Origin of the sequence: Photorhabdus caribbeanensis (genome assembly GCF_018448885.1) — a bacterium.
GTDB classification, from domain to species: domain Bacteria; phylum Pseudomonadota; class Gammaproteobacteria; order Enterobacterales; family Enterobacteriaceae; genus Photorhabdus; species Photorhabdus caribbeanensis.
This window is the reverse complement of the sequence record NZ_RCWB01000024.1, coordinates 49985-66181: the sequence shown is the minus strand read 5'-3', so window position 1 is coordinate 66181 and position 16197 is coordinate 49985. Positions and strand designations below refer to the sequence as shown.

Here is a 16197-nt window from a genome sequence, read left to right as displayed (position 1 = left end):
AATTTAATACGTAAATAAATAACCTTTTCACTTAAATAGTAGGTTATTTTTTCATACAATAACCTACTTTCATTTTTGTTTTATATTTTATCCAGGCAAAACTGATGTGGTTAACCGAGAGGTACAGCACAAATGCTGCCGCTCATCAAAAATATCAATTCGCCATACCTGGTGATTGCGGCCAATATGAAGAGGTTTACACACGCCTTTCACTTCACCACTACGAACCGACCGAATATGGTTAGCATTGATTTCCAGCCCAACAACTTTTTTCTCACCTTCGGAACAGAGATACCCAGCTAAAGAACCGAGTGATTCTGCCAGCACAACAGATGCCCCGCCATGCAATAAACCAAATGGCTGACGGGTGCGATGATCCACCGGCATTGTGCCTTCAATATAGTCATCACCGATATGCGTGATTTTTATACCCAGATGGCCCATCATACATTGGCTATTTACTTGATTCAGGCTATCCAGTCCAATATCACGTTTCCAAATCATGGGATTATCTCCAATAAAGCTTGCAACGGATGCTTAAGTACTTGCCCTTCTATCCGCTTAACCTGACTACGGCAGGAATAACCGGAGCTTAGACAACGCTCCAATGGTAATTTCTGCAAGGCAGGTTGCCAGGATAATTTATAGATACCAATAGAGTGTTCTATATTTTTGTTTTCATGACCATAGGTTCCAGCCATGCCACAGCAGCCTACACTGATATTATCCAGCTTGCTACCCAACCGATGGAAAATTTTTCCCCACTGTTGACTACTGCCCGGTAGCATAGTCACTTCGGTACAATGTCCAAATAGATACCATTTATCACCTGATTTTTCTTCATGGTTACTTTTCTCCGGTAAGGTATTAATCAACCATTCATGAACAAGCTGAACCTCAAACTTCCCACGCTGTTCTCCCAGAATTTCTTTATATTCGTCCCGGTAGCACAGTACCAGCGCTGGATCGACACCGACCATAGGAATACCCAACTCAGCAACCCGGTTCAGAAAATCTGACGTTTTCCTGGCCGTTTTAGCAAAACGGGATAAAAATCCTTTGATATGTTGTGCTTTACCATTTGGAGAAAATGGCAGCAATACCGGTTTATATCCCAATTTCTCTACCAAATAGGCAAAATCAGCCACAACTTTAGCGTCGTAGTAACTAGTGAACGGATCCTGAACGATCAATACATGTTCGTTACGATGAGCCTGATCCATTTTTTCAAGCCGTTCCAGTGTGGTCGAAAGCGCATAATGACCCGCCAGTTGTTGGTGCAGCGTCGGGCTGGATAACAAGGGTAAATCCACCATACCGATAGTCCGGCGACTCAACTCTTGCATCCACGGCTGTTTCAGAAAGAAATTAAAGACCCGAGGAACCTTAGCCATTAATGGCGTGCTGCTTTCCGCACTCGCCACAATATGATCACGTAAAGGGCGAAAATAGCGACCGTGATATAACTCAAGAAAACGTGCACGAAATGACGGAACATCAATTTTAATCGGGCACTGCGTTGAGCAAGCTTTACATGCCAGACAACCAGACATTGCCTCTTTCACTTCGTGAGAAAAGTCATATTCTCCACGCCATGCCTGCCAGCTATTGTGAGTCTTCTCAATCAACCCTCGCAAACTTGGTCGTTTTTGTTCTAATCCCTGTTTTAGTAACGTCGGGTCCACACCCTGTTCAGCCAAAAGGCGCAGCCATTCACGCACGAGTGTCGCACGTCCTTTCGGCGAATGGATACGTTGCTGGCTCACTTTCATTGATGGACACATCGGGCTTTTTACATCGAAATTAAAACAGAGCCCATTCCCATTACACTCCATAGCGCCACGGAATGTACTCCTGACATTTACCGGAATTGTCCGATCATATGTTCCTCGCTTAACGGCATCGACTCTCATCATAGGGGCATCAACCCCCATCGGCGAACAAATTTTACCCGGATTCAAGCGGTTATCCGGGTCAAAGGCCGCCTTAATTCGGCGTAATTCTTCATACAAAATACGGCCAAAAAACGCCGGGCTGTATTCAGCACGAAATCCTTTACCATGCTCTCCCCATAGTAAACCACCATAACGTGCCGTAAGACTGACAATTTCATCAGAAATCTGTTTCATCAGTATTTCTTGCTGAGGATCACACATATCCAGCGCTGGCCGAACATGCAGCACCCCCGCATCCACATGACCAAACATACCATAATTGAGATGATGGCTATCCAATAGCTGCCGGAATTCCGCAATATAATCAGCAAGATGCTGTGGCGGCACACATGTATCTTCCACAAAAGGAATGGGTTTCGCCGCACCTTTACTGTTACCCAACAAGCCAACCGCTTTCTTGCGCATTGCATAAATACGCTCAATATCAGCTAACTCTCGACAAATTTGATAACCAATAACCCCTGCTTGCTTGCTATCCATCAGTTCATCAAGGCGCTGACAAAGTGTTTCTACTTGCCGGTCTATCAAAGGTTGATCATCGCCACTGAATTCAACAATATTCAATCCCTGCATATCTTTGTTAGGAATATCAGTGATCAACTCCTTAACTGAATGCCAGACGATATCCTCACGCGCCAAATTCAGCACCTTGGAATCCACGGTTTCAACCGATAACGCCTTTGCTTCTACCATAAAAGGGGCATTACGCAGTGCAGAATCAAATGAATCGTATTTCACATTCACCAACCGCCTGACTTTCGGCAGCGGGGTAATATCCAAAACCGCTTCGGTAATAAAAGCGAGTGTTCCTTCTGAACCGGTTAAGATACGCCCCAAGTCAAATTTCTGCATATCGTCACTGAAAACATGACGCAAATCATAACCGGTCAGAAAACGATTAAGTTTGGGGAATTTTTCAACAATAAGTTCACGTTGTTCACGGCAACGATTAAGCACCGTGTTATAAATGCGACCAGTAACTGAATTTTCTTGCGCAATCGATTCCGCCTGAGCGATGTCCATAACGCGAGTGTCAAGTAATTCCCCCCCTAATAGAACTGCTCGCAGGCTAAGAACATGATCAGAAGTTTTACCATAGACTAATGACCCCTGACCGGATGCGTCGGTATTAATCATGCCGCCTAATGTGGCACGGTTACTGGTTGAAAGCTCTGGTGAAAAGAAATAACCATACGGACGTAAGTATTGGTTCAATTGGTCTTTAATCACACCCGCTTCAACTCTGACCCAACCTTGCTCCGGGTTAATCTCAAGGATACGATTCATATAGCGGGACATATCCACCACAACACCATCATTAAGCGCCTGACCGTTTGTGCCTGTGCCGCCACCACGGGGAGTAAATGTCAAATTCTGATATTCTTTTTCACCGGCGACACGAGCCAGTAAAACCACATCAGCACTGGATCGAGGGAAAACGACAGCCTGTGGTAAGAGTTGGTAGATACTGTTATCTGTCGCCATTGTCAGACGATCGGCATAACTGCTTGCAACATCTCCGGTAAATCCTTGTTCCTTTAATGTAGCCAAGAACTTCTGTGCGACCTCACTGACGTGTGGTGCTTGTGATATGCGTGGGATCATTGTCGTTTTGACCCTTTTAAAATGAGTGTCCACATTGCTCCATTTATACTATCTTTGAATCAATGCCCTAATCAGCCGTAATCATTTACCACCGTTAACTGATTTATCTGAGAAGGCAAGCGTTTACCTTATCATAATATTCACCTATTTTGAGTAACCTGTAGATAACATCCTATTTATTCATTATCTTTAGCGCCACTAAATCCCTGAGAGAAATTAACTTATGGACAAATCTCAACCGCATTATGACCTGCCAAAGCTATTATTTACTTTAATTTTCTTGTCACTGTTAATTGTTACTAGTTTTTGGGTGATAAAACCCTTTATCTTCGGTTTTGTCTGGGCGGGCATGGTTGTTATCGCCACCTGGCCATTATTAGAAAAACTACAAAACAGTTTATGGGGTAAACGCTGGATTGCCGTCTCCATCATGACGCTACTGCTAATTCTATTGTTTGTGATCCCTGTCGCATTACTGGTCAGCAGCTTATTGGAAAACAGCGCACCATTAATCCAGTGGGCTAAATCCCCCTCTCATTTCCAGATACCGACAATGACCTGGCTGAATAGTATCCCTCTGGTTGGCGATAAACTTTACAGCGGTTGGAACTCGCTCATTACTGATGGTGGAAATGTTCTGATAGCTAAAGTCCAGCCTTATGTTGGAGAAGCAGCAACCTGGTTCTTTACTCAAGCAGCAAATGCCGGGCGCTTCGTGTTCCATCTCAGCTTGATGGTACTATTCAGCGTACTCTTATATTTGAAAGGCGAACAGGTGGCGCTAAGTATTCGCCATTTTGCCATTCGCCTGGCAAGTAAACGCGGAGATGCCGCCATCCTGTTGGCAGCACAATCCATCCGTGCCGTAGCGCTCGGCGTAGTCGTTACCGCACTGGTTCAAGCCATTATCGGTGGTCTCGGCCTGGCTGTTTCAGGCATTCCTTATGCTACGTTGCTGACCGTACTCATGTTTGTCTGCTGTGTCGCTCAGCTTGGCCCATTACTGATTTTAGTTCCTGCTGTCGCCTGGCTTTATTGGACAGGTGATACAACCTGGGGAACCGTACTACTGGTCTGGAGCTGCATCGTAACCACAATGGATGGATTTCTTCGCCCATTTTTGATTCGTTTGGGGGCAGATTTACCTATGGCGCTGATATTAATAGGCGTTATTGGTGGAATACTCTCATTTGGCATGATTGGCTTATTTATCGGCCCCGTTGTATTAGCGGTTGCTTATCGTTTATTAATCGCATGGATGAATGAAGTCCCAGAACCTGAAAATGATTTAGCCGCAACGGAAAAATATCTGGAGCAAGAATTTTCAGAATAATTTGTATGATAATTAATTCTGACTGACACAGCGAAAGAGAATTTAGCTCTTTCGCTAAAGCATAATCTTAAAAAACTTACCACTCTTTTTCGGTGCTTATTCATTAAATATAATTATTGTGAAAAAATTGTTAAAAATTAGTTAAATTTAGCCAATTTTAGTCGTAAATAATACGGAAATTAGGACAATTCTTAATGAATAAACCATATAACTAAATTAATATAAACGGGCTATGAACGAGACGTTTATTTCTCCTTTTGATGGTTCTACTTGTTAGAAACGCCTATATTGCTGTGTGTAGTCCTTGCCTATCACGCCCATGATAGGCTTTTTTTTTTTCGTTACTTTTACTTCTACAGAAACTGTAATCAGCAACCTTAATTGTGAAAAAACCCGCCATTATTTTGACGGGCCTTTAACTTCAATTGCGTACTATTCTCAATTAACTCACTTTCGCTAATCCTAACCAAGTTTTTACAACGGTATCTGGATTTAATGACAAGCTATCAATCCCCTCTTTCATCAACCAGTGAGCGAAATCCTGATGGTCTGAAGGCCCTTGACCACAAATTCCCACATATTTGTTTTGACGTTTGGCCGCCTGAATAGCTAATGAGAGCATGGCCTTGACCGCATCATTACGTTCATCAAATAGTTCAGATACCACCCCAGAATCCCGATCCAAACCAAGAGTCAATTGAGTCATGTCATTAGAACCAATAGAGAAGCCATCAAAATGTTCAAGGAACTGTTCTGCCAGAATTGCGTTGGACGGAATCTCGCACATCATAATGACTTTTAATCCATTTTCACCGCGCTTCAACCCTTGGGATGCCAGTTCAGCAATAACCGCTTCAGCCTGAGCTACCGTACGAACGAACGGGATCATAATTTCGACGTTGGTCAACCCCATATCATTACGTACACGTTTAACGGCTTCGCACTCCAATGCAAAACAGCGACGGAAACTGTCAGAAACATAACGCCCTGCGCCACGGAAACCTAGCATGGGGTTCTCTTCATCAGGCTCATAAATCTCACCGCCAACCAAATTGGCATATTCATTGGATTTAAAGTCAGACAAACGCACAATAACCCGTTTCGGCCAGAACGCAGCCGCCAGAGTAGCGATCCCCTCGGTCAAGCGTCCAATATAGAATTCAACCGGATTGTCATAACCGGCCATCAGCGATTTTATCTCTTGTTGTAATTCCGGAGTTTGTTGATCAAACTCCAGTAATGCTCGGGGATGTACACCAATCATCCGATTAATAATGAACTCCAAACGAGCAAGACCCACACCGTCATTCGGCAAGCGGGCAAAATCAAATGCACGATCTGGGTTGCCGACGTTTAGCATAATTTTTACATCAAGCTCCGGTAACTGATCGACCTGAGAACTTTGTACAGTAAAATCTAGTTGATTCTGATAAACAAAGCCTGTATCACCTTCCGCGCAGGAAACTGTCACCGGTTGATTCTCTTTCAAACGTTCCGTTGCATCACCGCACCCAACAACTGCGGGAATACCCAATTCTCGGGCAATAATCGCTGCATGACAGGTCCGTCCGCCTCGGTTAGTCACAATCGCAGCGGCTTTTTTCATAATAGGTTCCCAATCGGGATCGGTCATATCAGTGACCAGAACATCACCCGGTTGGATGCGATCCATCTCATTCAAGTTGTGAATAACTTTTACTCGACCTGAACCAATACGATGGCCTATGGCACGCCCTTCCACCAATACCTGACCTTGCTCATTCAGTTGGTAACGTTCCATAACCTGCTGGTTTGAGCGGACAGTCTCAGGACGCGCCTGAACAATGTACAACTTGCCGTTATGACCATCTTTAGCCCATTCAATATCCATTGGCCGGCCATAATGTTTTTCAATTAATAATGCCTGACGCGCTAATGCCTCAACTTCTTCATCAGCTAAAGAGAAACGATTGCGTTGTGATGCTGGTACATCTTCGATACGTACCTGCTTACCATGCTCTTTATTGTCAGCATAGATCATATGCAGTTTTTTAGAACCCAGGTTACGCCGCACAATTGCCGGTTTTCCCTTATTCAAGGTTGATTTATGGACATAGAACTCATCTGGGTTCACAGCGCCCTGAACAACCATCTCACCCAATCCGTAAGCAGAGGTAATAAAAACAACCTGATCAAACCCTGATTCAGTATCAATAGTGAACATCACACCGGAAGAGGCAAGATCAGAACGCACCATACGTTGTACGCCCGCTGATAGTGCAACTCCTCGATGGTCATATCCCTGATGGACACGATAGGAAATAGCGCGATCATTAAACAATGAAGCAAACACATGCTTGATGGCAACCATCACAGCATCAATGCCTTGCACGTTTAGAAAAGTTTCCTGCTGCCCGGCAAAAGAGGCATCAGGCATATCTTCAGCCGTTGCCGAAGAACGTACAGCAAAAGAGGCTTCTGGCTCTCCTTCAGACAACTGTTGATAAGCATCCTGAATATCTTTTTCCAATTGTGGCGTAAATGGCGTATCAATCACCCATTGGCGAATTTGTGCGCCGGCTTGAGACAGTTGATTGATATCATCAATATCCGTTTCATCCAGCAAGTCATAAATACGCTGATTGACACCACTTTGTTCCAAGAAATCATTAAATGCCTGTGCTGTCGTAGCAAAACCATTCGGGACAGAAACCCCCAATTCTGACAGGTGAGTGATCATTTCTCCCAGGGAGGCGTTTTTACCACCAACCCGGTCAATATCATGCATACCTAATTGGTTATACCAAAGCACATTACGCGGGGTGAGGTCATTATTGGGCATTAAAACAATCCTTTTAACATTCTTGTGAGGTACAAATCGGAAAATTGGCGCTGCATAGAGCAGTCATAAATAGATTAACACAATGTTTTCGCACACATAGAAAGGTGAATCGATCAACCCAACACATTATTTTTTTCTTAGGTATACTTTGCAGAAAATCGATACCCGGTTTTATTCAACTAAACAATAAAAGGTCACTATAAATATCATGGCAGAATTCAGATTAGAAACATCAGCGGAACGTAATAATGTTGAAGGTGTTGAGAATGTTGAACGCACCGTTTTCTTTATTTCAGATGGCACGGCAATTACCGCAGAAGTATTGGGTCATGCTGTCTTATCACAATTTCCCATAAAAATAACTTCTTATACTCTCCCTTTTGTCGCCAGTGAAACCCGCGCAAAAGAAATAAAGCAACAAATAAACCAGATATATCAGGATACGCGTATAAGACCTTTAGTTTTCTATTCCATTATCTCTTCTGGAGTGAAAAATATTATTACCAGCAGCGAAGGATTTTGTCAGGACATTGTACAAACACTGGTTGCCCCATTACAGCAAGAAACCGGATTGGAACCCAAGCCCGAACTTAATCGCACCCACGGTCTGACTGAGAAAAATCTCAGTCAGTACGATGCGCGCATAGCCGCTATTGATTATGCTCTGGCACATGATGATGGTATCTCTTTACGTAATCTTGACCAAGCGCAGGTTATCCTACTAGGCGTATCTCGCTGTGGGAAAACACCCACCAGCCTCTATCTAGCCATGCAATTTGGTATTCAGGCTGCAAATTATCCTTTCACTGCGGATGATATGGACAATTTACAATTACCTGTGACATTAAAACAATTTCAACATAAGTTATTCGGTTTAACTATAAGCCCTGAACGGTTAGCCGCGATTAGGGAAGAACGTCGAGAAAATAGCCGTTACGCATCATTAAGGCAATGTAGAATAGAAATTTCCGAAGTTGAAGCTTTATTCCGTAAAAATAAGATTAATTATCTTAACACCACCAATTATTCTGTTGAAGAAATCTCGACCAAAATAATCGACATGATGAAGCTAAACCGCCGAATGTTTTAAAAATATATCAATAGGAATAATGGAAAAAAATTTATCATATGATTAATTATATCATTTGTTTAACTTAGTCGTTTTCGTTTATTGTAATTTCAATTACCTATAGATATGCCTGCTAATGTGAAACGAACTTTGAGAAAATATATGTACAAAACAGATGGTTTAAGGATTCACCGTGTCGATAGTTTGGTAACACCTCAAACTCTTGCAATTCAATTTCCCGTATCCGAAAAAATCGCCAACAATGTAACAGTGTCACGGAAACGTATTGCCGATATTCTCTGCGGGAATGACCCACGGCTTATGGTAATCATCGGTCCTTGTTCTATTCATGATATTGATGCTGCTTTAGATTATGCTCAGCGACTGAACAAATTGCGTGAAAAATACCAGCACAGACTGGAAATCATTATGCGCACCTATTTTGAGAAACCGCGCACGGTGGTAGGCTGGAAAGGTTTAATTTCAGATCCTTATCTCGACGGCTCTTGCCAGGTAAATCGGGGTATTACTTTGGCTCGGAAATTACTGGTTGACGTCAATGAGTTGGGTTTACCCACGGCAACCGAATTTCTAGATATGATAACCGGCCAGTATATTGCTGATCTGATCAGCTGGGGCGCTATCGGAGCGCGAACAACAGAAAGCCAGATTCACCGTGAAATGGCATCCGCCCTCTCCTGTCCAGTTGGCTTTAAAAATGGCACGGATGGCAACATCCGTATCGCCATAGATGCAATCCGCGCAGCCAGTGTCTGTCACACATTTCTCTCGCCAGATAAGCACGGTCAGATGACCATCTATCAAACCGAAGGCAACCCATACGGCCACATTATTATGCGTGGAGGCAAACAGCCTAATTACAATGCCGAAGATATCGCTCTGGCTTGTGCCCAGCTACGTGAATTTAATTTACCAGAACATTTAGTTGTCGATTTCAGTCATGGTAATTGTCAGAAAATACATAAACGCCAGCTGACTATAGCAAAAGAGGTGGGCCAACAGATTCAAGAGGGTTCTACCGCTATTGTCGGTGTGATGGTTGAAAGTTTTCTGGTCGAAGGCGCCCAGAAAATCATTCAAGGGCAACCGCTAAATTACGGTCAATCGATTACAGATCCTTGTCTAAACTGGCAAGATACAGAACAACTTATTGATATTCTCGCCGAAGCAGTAAGTTACCGTTTCTGACCCCTTATTCTGAGTTAGCCTTTTTCATTCATAAAAGGCTAACTAATAACAAATTAATTAACTTGCATTAATGTATTGATCATGACCACCAAAAATATTGCTTGAAGTCACCTCTTTATATAACGATAATAATTCTCACTATGATAATAGTTAGTATTCGCAAAGTGGTTTTATGACTAAAATATGTCACCAACATTCTTGCATTGCGCTTGAAAAACGATGCAACACCTATCCTGCTGAAATTGTAGAAATTGGCTATATTGACAGCAAACAACTATTAGGTGAGCTAGGAATTACCAGAATTCGTCATCAAGGAGAATTCTACCAATTACGCCAAACTAAAGCCGGTAAGCTGATACTAACTAAATAAAATAATAACTCAGCCAGCCACCCAGATCGCGTATCGGGGCAGCCAGCTATATCCATAACTCATTAAATATTATTATGGAGATTCGTCTGATGTCTCAATCTGCAAGATCAACACTTAAACTATCAGCGTTAAGCTTGGCGATTATCAGTAGTATTTCGGCTACTCACGCAGCAACAAAATCGCCCGATTCCGACAGTGATAAATCATCCCGCGATGTGATAACTGTTTATGCAACAGGTAATGAAAGGGATAGTTTCGAAGCTCCCATGATGGTAACAGTGATAAATAATCAGTCACCACAAAGTCAGACCGCCGGTAATGCTAACGACCTCATCAGAAAAATACCTGGTATTAGCATAGCGGGTACAAATCGCGCTAACGGGCAAGATATCAGTCTGCGTGGTTACGGTCCAAAAGGTGTTTTGACATTGATTGACGGGATTCGCCAAGGTACCGACACTGGTCATATCAATGGTACGTTCCTGGACCCGGCACTCATTAAACAAGTCGAAGTTGTACGCGGCCCTTCTGCCCTACTCTACGGCAGTGGCGCCTTAGGCGGTGTTATCGCTTATCAAACAGTTGATGCCGCAGATCTTCTACAAGCGGGTCAAGATCACGGGTTCCGCGTTTTTGCTCGCGGTGCAACAAGTGACCATAGCATGGGCTTTGGTGGTGCAACGTTCGCAAAATCAGAATCCCTGGATGGTGTCTTCGCTTTCAGCACCCGTGATTCGGGTAACATCCGTCACGGTGGTGGTGTGGTTGCCGATAATGATGAATTTATCAGTAACCTAATGGCAAAAGGCAGTTGGAAAATTGATGACAGCCAGTCCCTGAGCAGTCAATTACGCTACTACCGTAATGAAGCTAATCAGCCTAAAAATCCACAAACACTCACCGGAAAAAATAAAGATCCTAATACTTGGACTGACCGCACGACGACTCAACGTGATGCCCAACTTAGCTACCAATTAAATCCAGCGGGATATGATTGGCTAAATGCCAAAACTGACCTCTATTATTCTGATATCACCATTGATGCCCGTACTAAGAAAAAGGGGTTCGAAGGCCGTAAGCAAAAAACCTATGGCATAAAACTGGAAAACCGCTCCCGTTTGTGGACAGACAGCCCGCTGGCGCATCAATTTACCTATGGTGGTGAAACTTATAAACAGAAACAGACCCCAGACGGTAATACAGATAGCTTCCCTGACGCTAATATCCGTTTTTATTCCGGCTGGTTACAAGATGAAATAACTCTGCGCGACCTGCCAGTCTCTATTATCGCGGGCACTCGCTATGACAACTATAAAGGAACCAATTCTAAATATGAGGCTGTCAGCGCCGATAAATGGTCTTCCAAAGGTGCTATCAGTATCACGCCAACTGACTGGTCGATGCTGTTTACCTCTTACGCTCAAGCTTTCCGTGCACCGACAATGGGAGAAATGTATAACGATTCTATGCACTATCCCGGAAATTTCTGGATTCCCAATCCAAATCTCCGCCCAGAAACTAATGAAACGTGGGAGTCTGGTTTTGGTTTACGTTTCGATAATCTACTGGCAGATAATGACGAACTGAAATTTAAAGCGAGTTATTTTGATACTAAAGCTAAAGATTATATTAAATCAGATGTTATTAACCCTTATAAGATAGAACCCAACCGTATCGGATACCGGAATACAATATCTGTCAATATACCCAGAGCCAAAATCTGGGGTTGGGACATTTCTATGAATTATGAATCCAATTTGTTCTCTTGGGATCTGGCTTACAACCGCACAGAAGGTAAAGATGAACAAAGTGGTGAATCTCTCGATAACCTCAACCCAGACACTATCACTAGCATACTGGATATCCCTGTTGCACAGACTGGTTTCTCTGTTGGCTGGATAGGTCAATTTACCAAGCATACGGACTTCAAAGGACAGAGCAAACAACAAGCCGGTTATGGCGTTAATGATTTCTATGTCAGCTATCAAGGTGAAGGAATGCTAAAAGGTGTGACTACTACAGCAGTTTTGGGCAATGCTTTTGATAAAGAATACTACTCGCCACAAGGAACGCCTCAGGATGGCCGCAATGCCAAACTGTTAGTCAGTTACCAGTGGTAATTAAATAAATATATCTCAAGGAGTTAAATTGTGAATTCGTCACTTTATGAACGTTACTTGCAAGCCAAAGCTGATAATAAAGCCAAATATGCCCGTGATTTGGCTGCCTATCTGAATGTCAGTGAAGGTGAATTATTGCATAGCCGCGTTGGTATCGATGCCAAACGCCTTAATGTTGACGCCCCAACTTTACTGGAAGAGTTGTCCATTGTCGGAGAAATTAAAGCGATCACCCGCAACGATTTTGCTGTTCATGAACAAATTGGTCGGTATGAAAATACACGTTTCAGCAGCCATGCAGGGCTAATCCTGAACCCTCGTGAACTTGACTTAAGAATATTCTTTGAACATTGGAGTAGTGTATTTTATCTGGTTGAACCCGCAAAAAATGGCATGCGCCACAGCATCCAATTTTTTGATCATCAGGGTGATGCATTGCATAAAGTTTATGCAACAAACAATACTGATATGGCAGCCTGGGAAACGCTGATCGAAAAATATCAAACAGAAGACAACCCTGCGCTGGTTATCAAGCCTATAGAAGAAACCACCTATTCGACCATAACAAATGAACTGAAAGCCCTGCTTGATGAAGAGTGGCGAGCAATGACTAACGTTCATCAATTCTTCACATTACTTAAACGCCATAATCTGAGCCGTCAGCAAGTCTTCAATGCGGTACAGGATGATTTGGCTTACAAGGTAGAAAATTCTGCACTGAATGAGCTTATCAACACCGCTTATAACGATCAGAATGAAATCATGATCTTTGTCAGCAACCGCGGTTGCGTACAAATTTTCACCGGAAAACTGGAACGTCTGATGCCATATCAGGAAGAAAACTCAGATCAGAGATGGATTAATATCTTTAACCGCAATTTCACACTACATTTAATAGAGAGTGCTATCGCTGAAAGCTGGGTAACGCGTAAACCAACAGAGGATGGTTTTGTCACTAGCCTTGAGCTATTTGATGCTAATGGCAATCAGATTGCTCAACTGTTTGGTCAGCGTACAGAAGGCACTCCTGAACAAACTCAGTGGCGTGAGCAAGTAGCTGCTCTGCCAAAACTGCAATCAAAACAGGAAGAGTGTATAGCATGAAACAATGGCTTCTGACATTTGTCCTTGCGGTATCATCGTTCAGTGCTTTCTCCACTGAACGGATCGTCACTATCGGTGGCGATGTATCTGAAATTGTTTTTGCACTTGGTGAAGGCGGAAGAGTTGTCGCCAGAGACAGCACCAGCCAGAAACCAACCGAGTTGCTTACCTTACCCGATGTCGGCTATATGAGAATGCTCAACCCTGAAGGTATTCTTTCTATGAATCCGACACTGGTTCTAACCAGCGAGTTGGCAAAACCTTCACTGGCGCTCAAACAACTCCAGGATTCTGGCGTAGAAGTGATTCAGATAACCGGAAAAGCAGCGTTAGAAGCCATTCCTGAAAAAATTAAGACCGTCGCTAAGGCGGTCAATCAAGCTGAACGTGGTGAACAACTGATTCAGCAATATCAAAAAGCGCTGGCAGAAATACCGACAACGACATTGCCCACTCGTATTCTGTTCGTAATGAGTCACGGGGGTATCATGCCAATGGCTGCCGGGCAAAAAACCGCAGCGGATAAAATGATTCGCGCTGTTGGCGCCACTAATGCCATGCAAGGTTTCAATAATTATCGTCCACTTTCCCAAGAAGGCGTTATTGCCAGCGCACCAGATCTGTTATTAGTGACGGAAGATGGCGTTAAATCAATGGGCGGTTTGGATAAAATCTGGCAATTACCCGGATTGAAACATACCCCTGCCGGACAGAAACAACAGGTTTTAATTGTAGATGATATGGGGCTACTCGGCTTTGGCCTCGAAACTCCTTCAGTAATGAAACAACTCAGACAGGCGGCGGAGAAAACTCAATGAGCCGTATGAAGTCTCCGGGATTGGGTTTGGCGTTTCTTTGTTTATTATTGTCTGGGTTGGCTATCGGCTCTGCCAATATTGGCGCATTATCATTATCTTTTAAGACATTATGGGAATCTTCCATTAGTGATCCCCAGTGGCAAATCTGGCTAAATATCAGATTGCCAAGGGTGTTATTAGCCATACTGGTTGGTTGTGCTTTAGCGGCTTCCGGCGCTGTAATGCAAGGATTATTTCGCAATCCACTGGCTGATCCTAGCCTGCTAGGTATTAGCAGTGGAGCCGCACTGATGGTTGCAATGGCAATTGTTCTGCCCGTTAGCCTGCCATCTGTAATTGCTATGTACGGACATATTATCGCTGCTTTTATTGGCAGCTTGCTAATTTCATTACTGATTTTTTCACTCAATAAATATAACTACGGAAATCTGGCCCGCTTATTACTCGCCGGGATTGCTATCAATGCCCTTTGTATGTCTGCTATTGGCGTCCTGAGCTATATCAGTGATGATCAACAGCTACGGCAATTCTCCTTATGGATGATGGGTTCACTCAGCCAGATAGAGTGGCCAACGTTGGCAATTGCAGCTTCTTTAATTATTCCCGCCACTATCCTCACTTTCAGCCAAGCCCGTAAACTGAATTTGCTGCAATTAGGAGATGAAGAGGCCCACTATCTTGGTATAAATGTCCAACGCACTAAATTCCAATTATTACTACTCAGCGCTCTGCTGATTGGCAGCGCTGTTGCATTAAGTGGTGTTATTGGATTTGTTGGGCTAGTTATCCCACATTTGATCAGAATGCGATTTGGTGGTGATCATAACTGGCTGCTTCCCGGTGCTGCGTTAGGCGGAGCTTCTCTTTTGCTTACCGCAGATACACTGGCAAGAACATTGGTCTCCCCGGCAGAAATGCCCGTTGGCCTCATCACGGGTTTAATCGGCGGTCCATATTTTCTATGGTTGATACTCAAACAACCGGGGAGCCGCACATAATGGATGCCATAAAAAATAATATTTCCCTGCAAGCACAGAATTTAAGCTATTCAATTGGCAACCAGAAAATAATTGATAATGTTTCGCTATCGGTAAATAAAGGCGAGATTGTCGCCATCATTGGGCCAAATGGCGCAGGGAAATCCACATTATTGCGACTATTAACGGGATATATAAAACCTGAACATGGACAATGTTATTTACACGGAATACCCATTGAGCAATGGCCCGCTGAACAATTAGCCCGCACTCGCGCCGTCATGCGCCAGCATAGCGCACTCTCCTTTCCTTTCAGTGTGGAGGAAGTAATCGCTATGGGGCGCTCTCCTCATGGTATCCATCATAAACAGACAGCAATTGATGCCGTTATTGAGCAAACGGATTGCCAGGAGTTACGTCACCGCGACTACCGGCAACTCTCCGGTGGTGAACAGCAAAGGGTACAACTCGCTCGCGTCCTTGCTCAACTTTGGTACCCAACACCAATAGAGTGTTGTTTGTTTCTTGACGAACCCACATCAGCCCTGGATCTCTACCACCAGCAACATACCTTGCGTCTGCTTTACCGACTGACGCGGGAGCAACCTATGGCTATGTGCTGTGTTTTACATGACTTGAATCTTGCCGCTCTCTATGCAGATAAAATCTTTTTGCTACATAAAGGGAAGCTTGTCGCTGCGGGCACACCAGAAGAGGTACTAAATGATCATACTCTGAGAAAATGGTATCAAGCAGATCTTGGCATTACCCGCCATCCTGAAACTCAGCAGCCTCAAATCTATTTAAGGCAATAAC

General features: G+C 43.6%; 12 protein-coding genes. 9 read left to right on the top strand and 3 right to left on the bottom strand.

The window, feature by feature from the left end; all coding sequences use genetic code 11:
* Window positions 1-87 precede the first annotated feature (87 nt).
* A complete protein-coding gene (gene menI / locus EAE90_RS15925; RefSeq protein WP_036805375.1) occupies window positions 88-504 on the bottom strand; it encodes a 1,4-dihydroxy-2-naphthoyl-CoA hydrolase in 417 nt (138 codons plus the stop codon).
* Window positions 501-3560 (bottom strand): D-2-hydroxyglutarate dehydrogenase YdiJ, encoded by a 3060-nt coding sequence (gene ydiJ / locus EAE90_RS15920; protein ID WP_214054289.1) that lies wholly within the window; start codon window positions 3558-3560, stop codon window positions 501-503. The genes menI and ydiJ overlap by 4 nt, the downstream gene beginning before the upstream one ends.
* Before the next feature lie 223 nt (window positions 3561-3783).
* On the opposite strand from ydiJ, the gene ydiK reads away from it, so the two are divergent.
* Window positions 3784-4893 carry an AI-2E family transporter YdiK gene (ydiK, locus tag EAE90_RS15915; RefSeq protein ID WP_214054288.1) on the top strand — a complete coding sequence of 370 codons (1110 nt, stop codon included), beginning with the start codon at window positions 3784-3786 and terminating at the stop codon, window positions 4891-4893.
* A gap of 442 nt (window positions 4894-5335) precedes the next feature.
* On the opposite strand, the gene ppsA is transcribed toward ydiK, so the two are convergent.
* Entirely contained in the window at window positions 5336-7714 is a 2379-nt protein-coding gene (ppsA, locus tag EAE90_RS15905) for a phosphoenolpyruvate synthase (protein ID WP_214054287.1), read from the bottom strand.
* A 208-nt stretch (window positions 7715-7922) separates the two neighbouring features.
* On the opposite strand from ppsA, the gene ppsR reads away from it, so the two are divergent.
* The 8 genes from ppsR (at window position 7923) to EAE90_RS15865 (ending at window position 16196) form a co-directional block, all read left to right on the top strand.
* On the top strand, window positions 7923-8804 hold the full coding sequence (ppsR, locus tag EAE90_RS15900; RefSeq protein ID WP_214054286.1) for a posphoenolpyruvate synthetase regulatory kinase/phosphorylase PpsR: 882 nt from the start codon (window positions 7923-7925) through the stop codon (window positions 8802-8804).
* 141 nt (window positions 8805-8945) lie between these two features.
* A complete protein-coding gene (locus EAE90_RS15895; RefSeq protein WP_214054285.1) occupies window positions 8946-9992 on the top strand; it encodes a 3-deoxy-7-phosphoheptulonate synthase in 1047 nt (348 codons plus the stop codon).
* 172 nt (window positions 9993-10164) lie between these two features.
* Window positions 10165-10362 carry a hemin uptake protein HemP gene (gene hemP / locus EAE90_RS15890; protein ID WP_214054284.1) on the top strand — a complete coding sequence of 66 codons (198 nt, stop codon included), beginning with the start codon at window positions 10165-10167 and terminating at the stop codon, window positions 10360-10362.
* An 89-nt stretch (window positions 10363-10451) separates the two neighbouring features.
* On the top strand, window positions 10452-12482 hold the full coding sequence (locus EAE90_RS15885; RefSeq protein ID WP_214054283.1) for a TonB-dependent hemoglobin/transferrin/lactoferrin family receptor: 2031 nt from the start codon (window positions 10452-10454) through the stop codon (window positions 12480-12482).
* Window positions 12483-12512: 30 nt separating this feature from the next.
* Complete coding sequence (locus EAE90_RS15880) at window positions 12513-13586, top strand: hemin-degrading factor (RefSeq protein WP_214054282.1); 1074 nt, start codon at window positions 12513-12515, stop codon at window positions 13584-13586.
* Window positions 13583-14404, top strand: a complete 822-nt coding sequence (locus tag EAE90_RS15875) for a heme/hemin ABC transporter substrate-binding protein (protein WP_214054281.1) — start codon at window positions 13583-13585, stop codon at window positions 14402-14404. Before EAE90_RS15880 ends, EAE90_RS15875 begins: the two co-directional genes overlap by 4 nt.
* Window positions 14401-15402, top strand: a complete 1002-nt coding sequence (locus tag EAE90_RS15870) for a FecCD family ABC transporter permease (protein WP_214054280.1) — start codon at window positions 14401-14403, stop codon at window positions 15400-15402. The genes EAE90_RS15875 and EAE90_RS15870 overlap by 4 nt, the downstream gene beginning before the upstream one ends.
* Window positions 15402-16196: a heme ABC transporter ATP-binding protein gene (locus EAE90_RS15865; protein ID WP_214054279.1), complete on the top strand. Its 795-nt coding sequence runs from the start codon at window positions 15402-15404 to the stop codon at window positions 16194-16196. The genes EAE90_RS15870 and EAE90_RS15865 overlap by 1 nt, the downstream gene beginning before the upstream one ends.
* Window position 16197: the final 1 nt, after the last annotated feature.

Coding starts and splice junctions, on each gene's coding strand:
- hemP (WP_214054284.1), top strand. CDS start 10,165: ATGACTAAAATATGTCACCAACATTCTTGCATTGCGCTTGAAAAACGA.
- ydiK (WP_214054288.1), top strand. CDS start 3,784: ATGGACAAATCTCAACCGCATTATGACCTGCCAAAGCTATTATTTACT.
- EAE90_RS15870 (WP_214054280.1), top strand. CDS start 14,401: ATGAGCCGTATGAAGTCTCCGGGATTGGGTTTGGCGTTTCTTTGTTTA.
- EAE90_RS15885 (WP_214054283.1), top strand. CDS start 10,452: ATGTCTCAATCTGCAAGATCAACACTTAAACTATCAGCGTTAAGCTTG.
- ydiJ (WP_214054289.1), bottom strand. CDS start 3,560: ATGATCCCACGCATATCACAAGCACCACACGTCAGTGAGGTCGCACAG.
- ppsA (WP_214054287.1), bottom strand. CDS start 7,714: ATGCCCAATAATGACCTCACCCCGCGTAATGTGCTTTGGTATAACCAA.
- EAE90_RS15895 (WP_214054285.1), top strand. CDS start 8,946: ATGTACAAAACAGATGGTTTAAGGATTCACCGTGTCGATAGTTTGGTA.
- ppsR (WP_214054286.1), top strand. CDS start 7,923: ATGGCAGAATTCAGATTAGAAACATCAGCGGAACGTAATAATGTTGAA.
- menI (WP_036805375.1), bottom strand. CDS start 504: ATGATTTGGAAACGTGATATTGGACTGGATAGCCTGAATCAAGTAAAT.
- EAE90_RS15875 (WP_214054281.1), top strand. CDS start 13,583: ATGAAACAATGGCTTCTGACATTTGTCCTTGCGGTATCATCGTTCAGT.
- EAE90_RS15865 (WP_214054279.1), top strand. CDS start 15,402: ATGGATGCCATAAAAAATAATATTTCCCTGCAAGCACAGAATTTAAGC.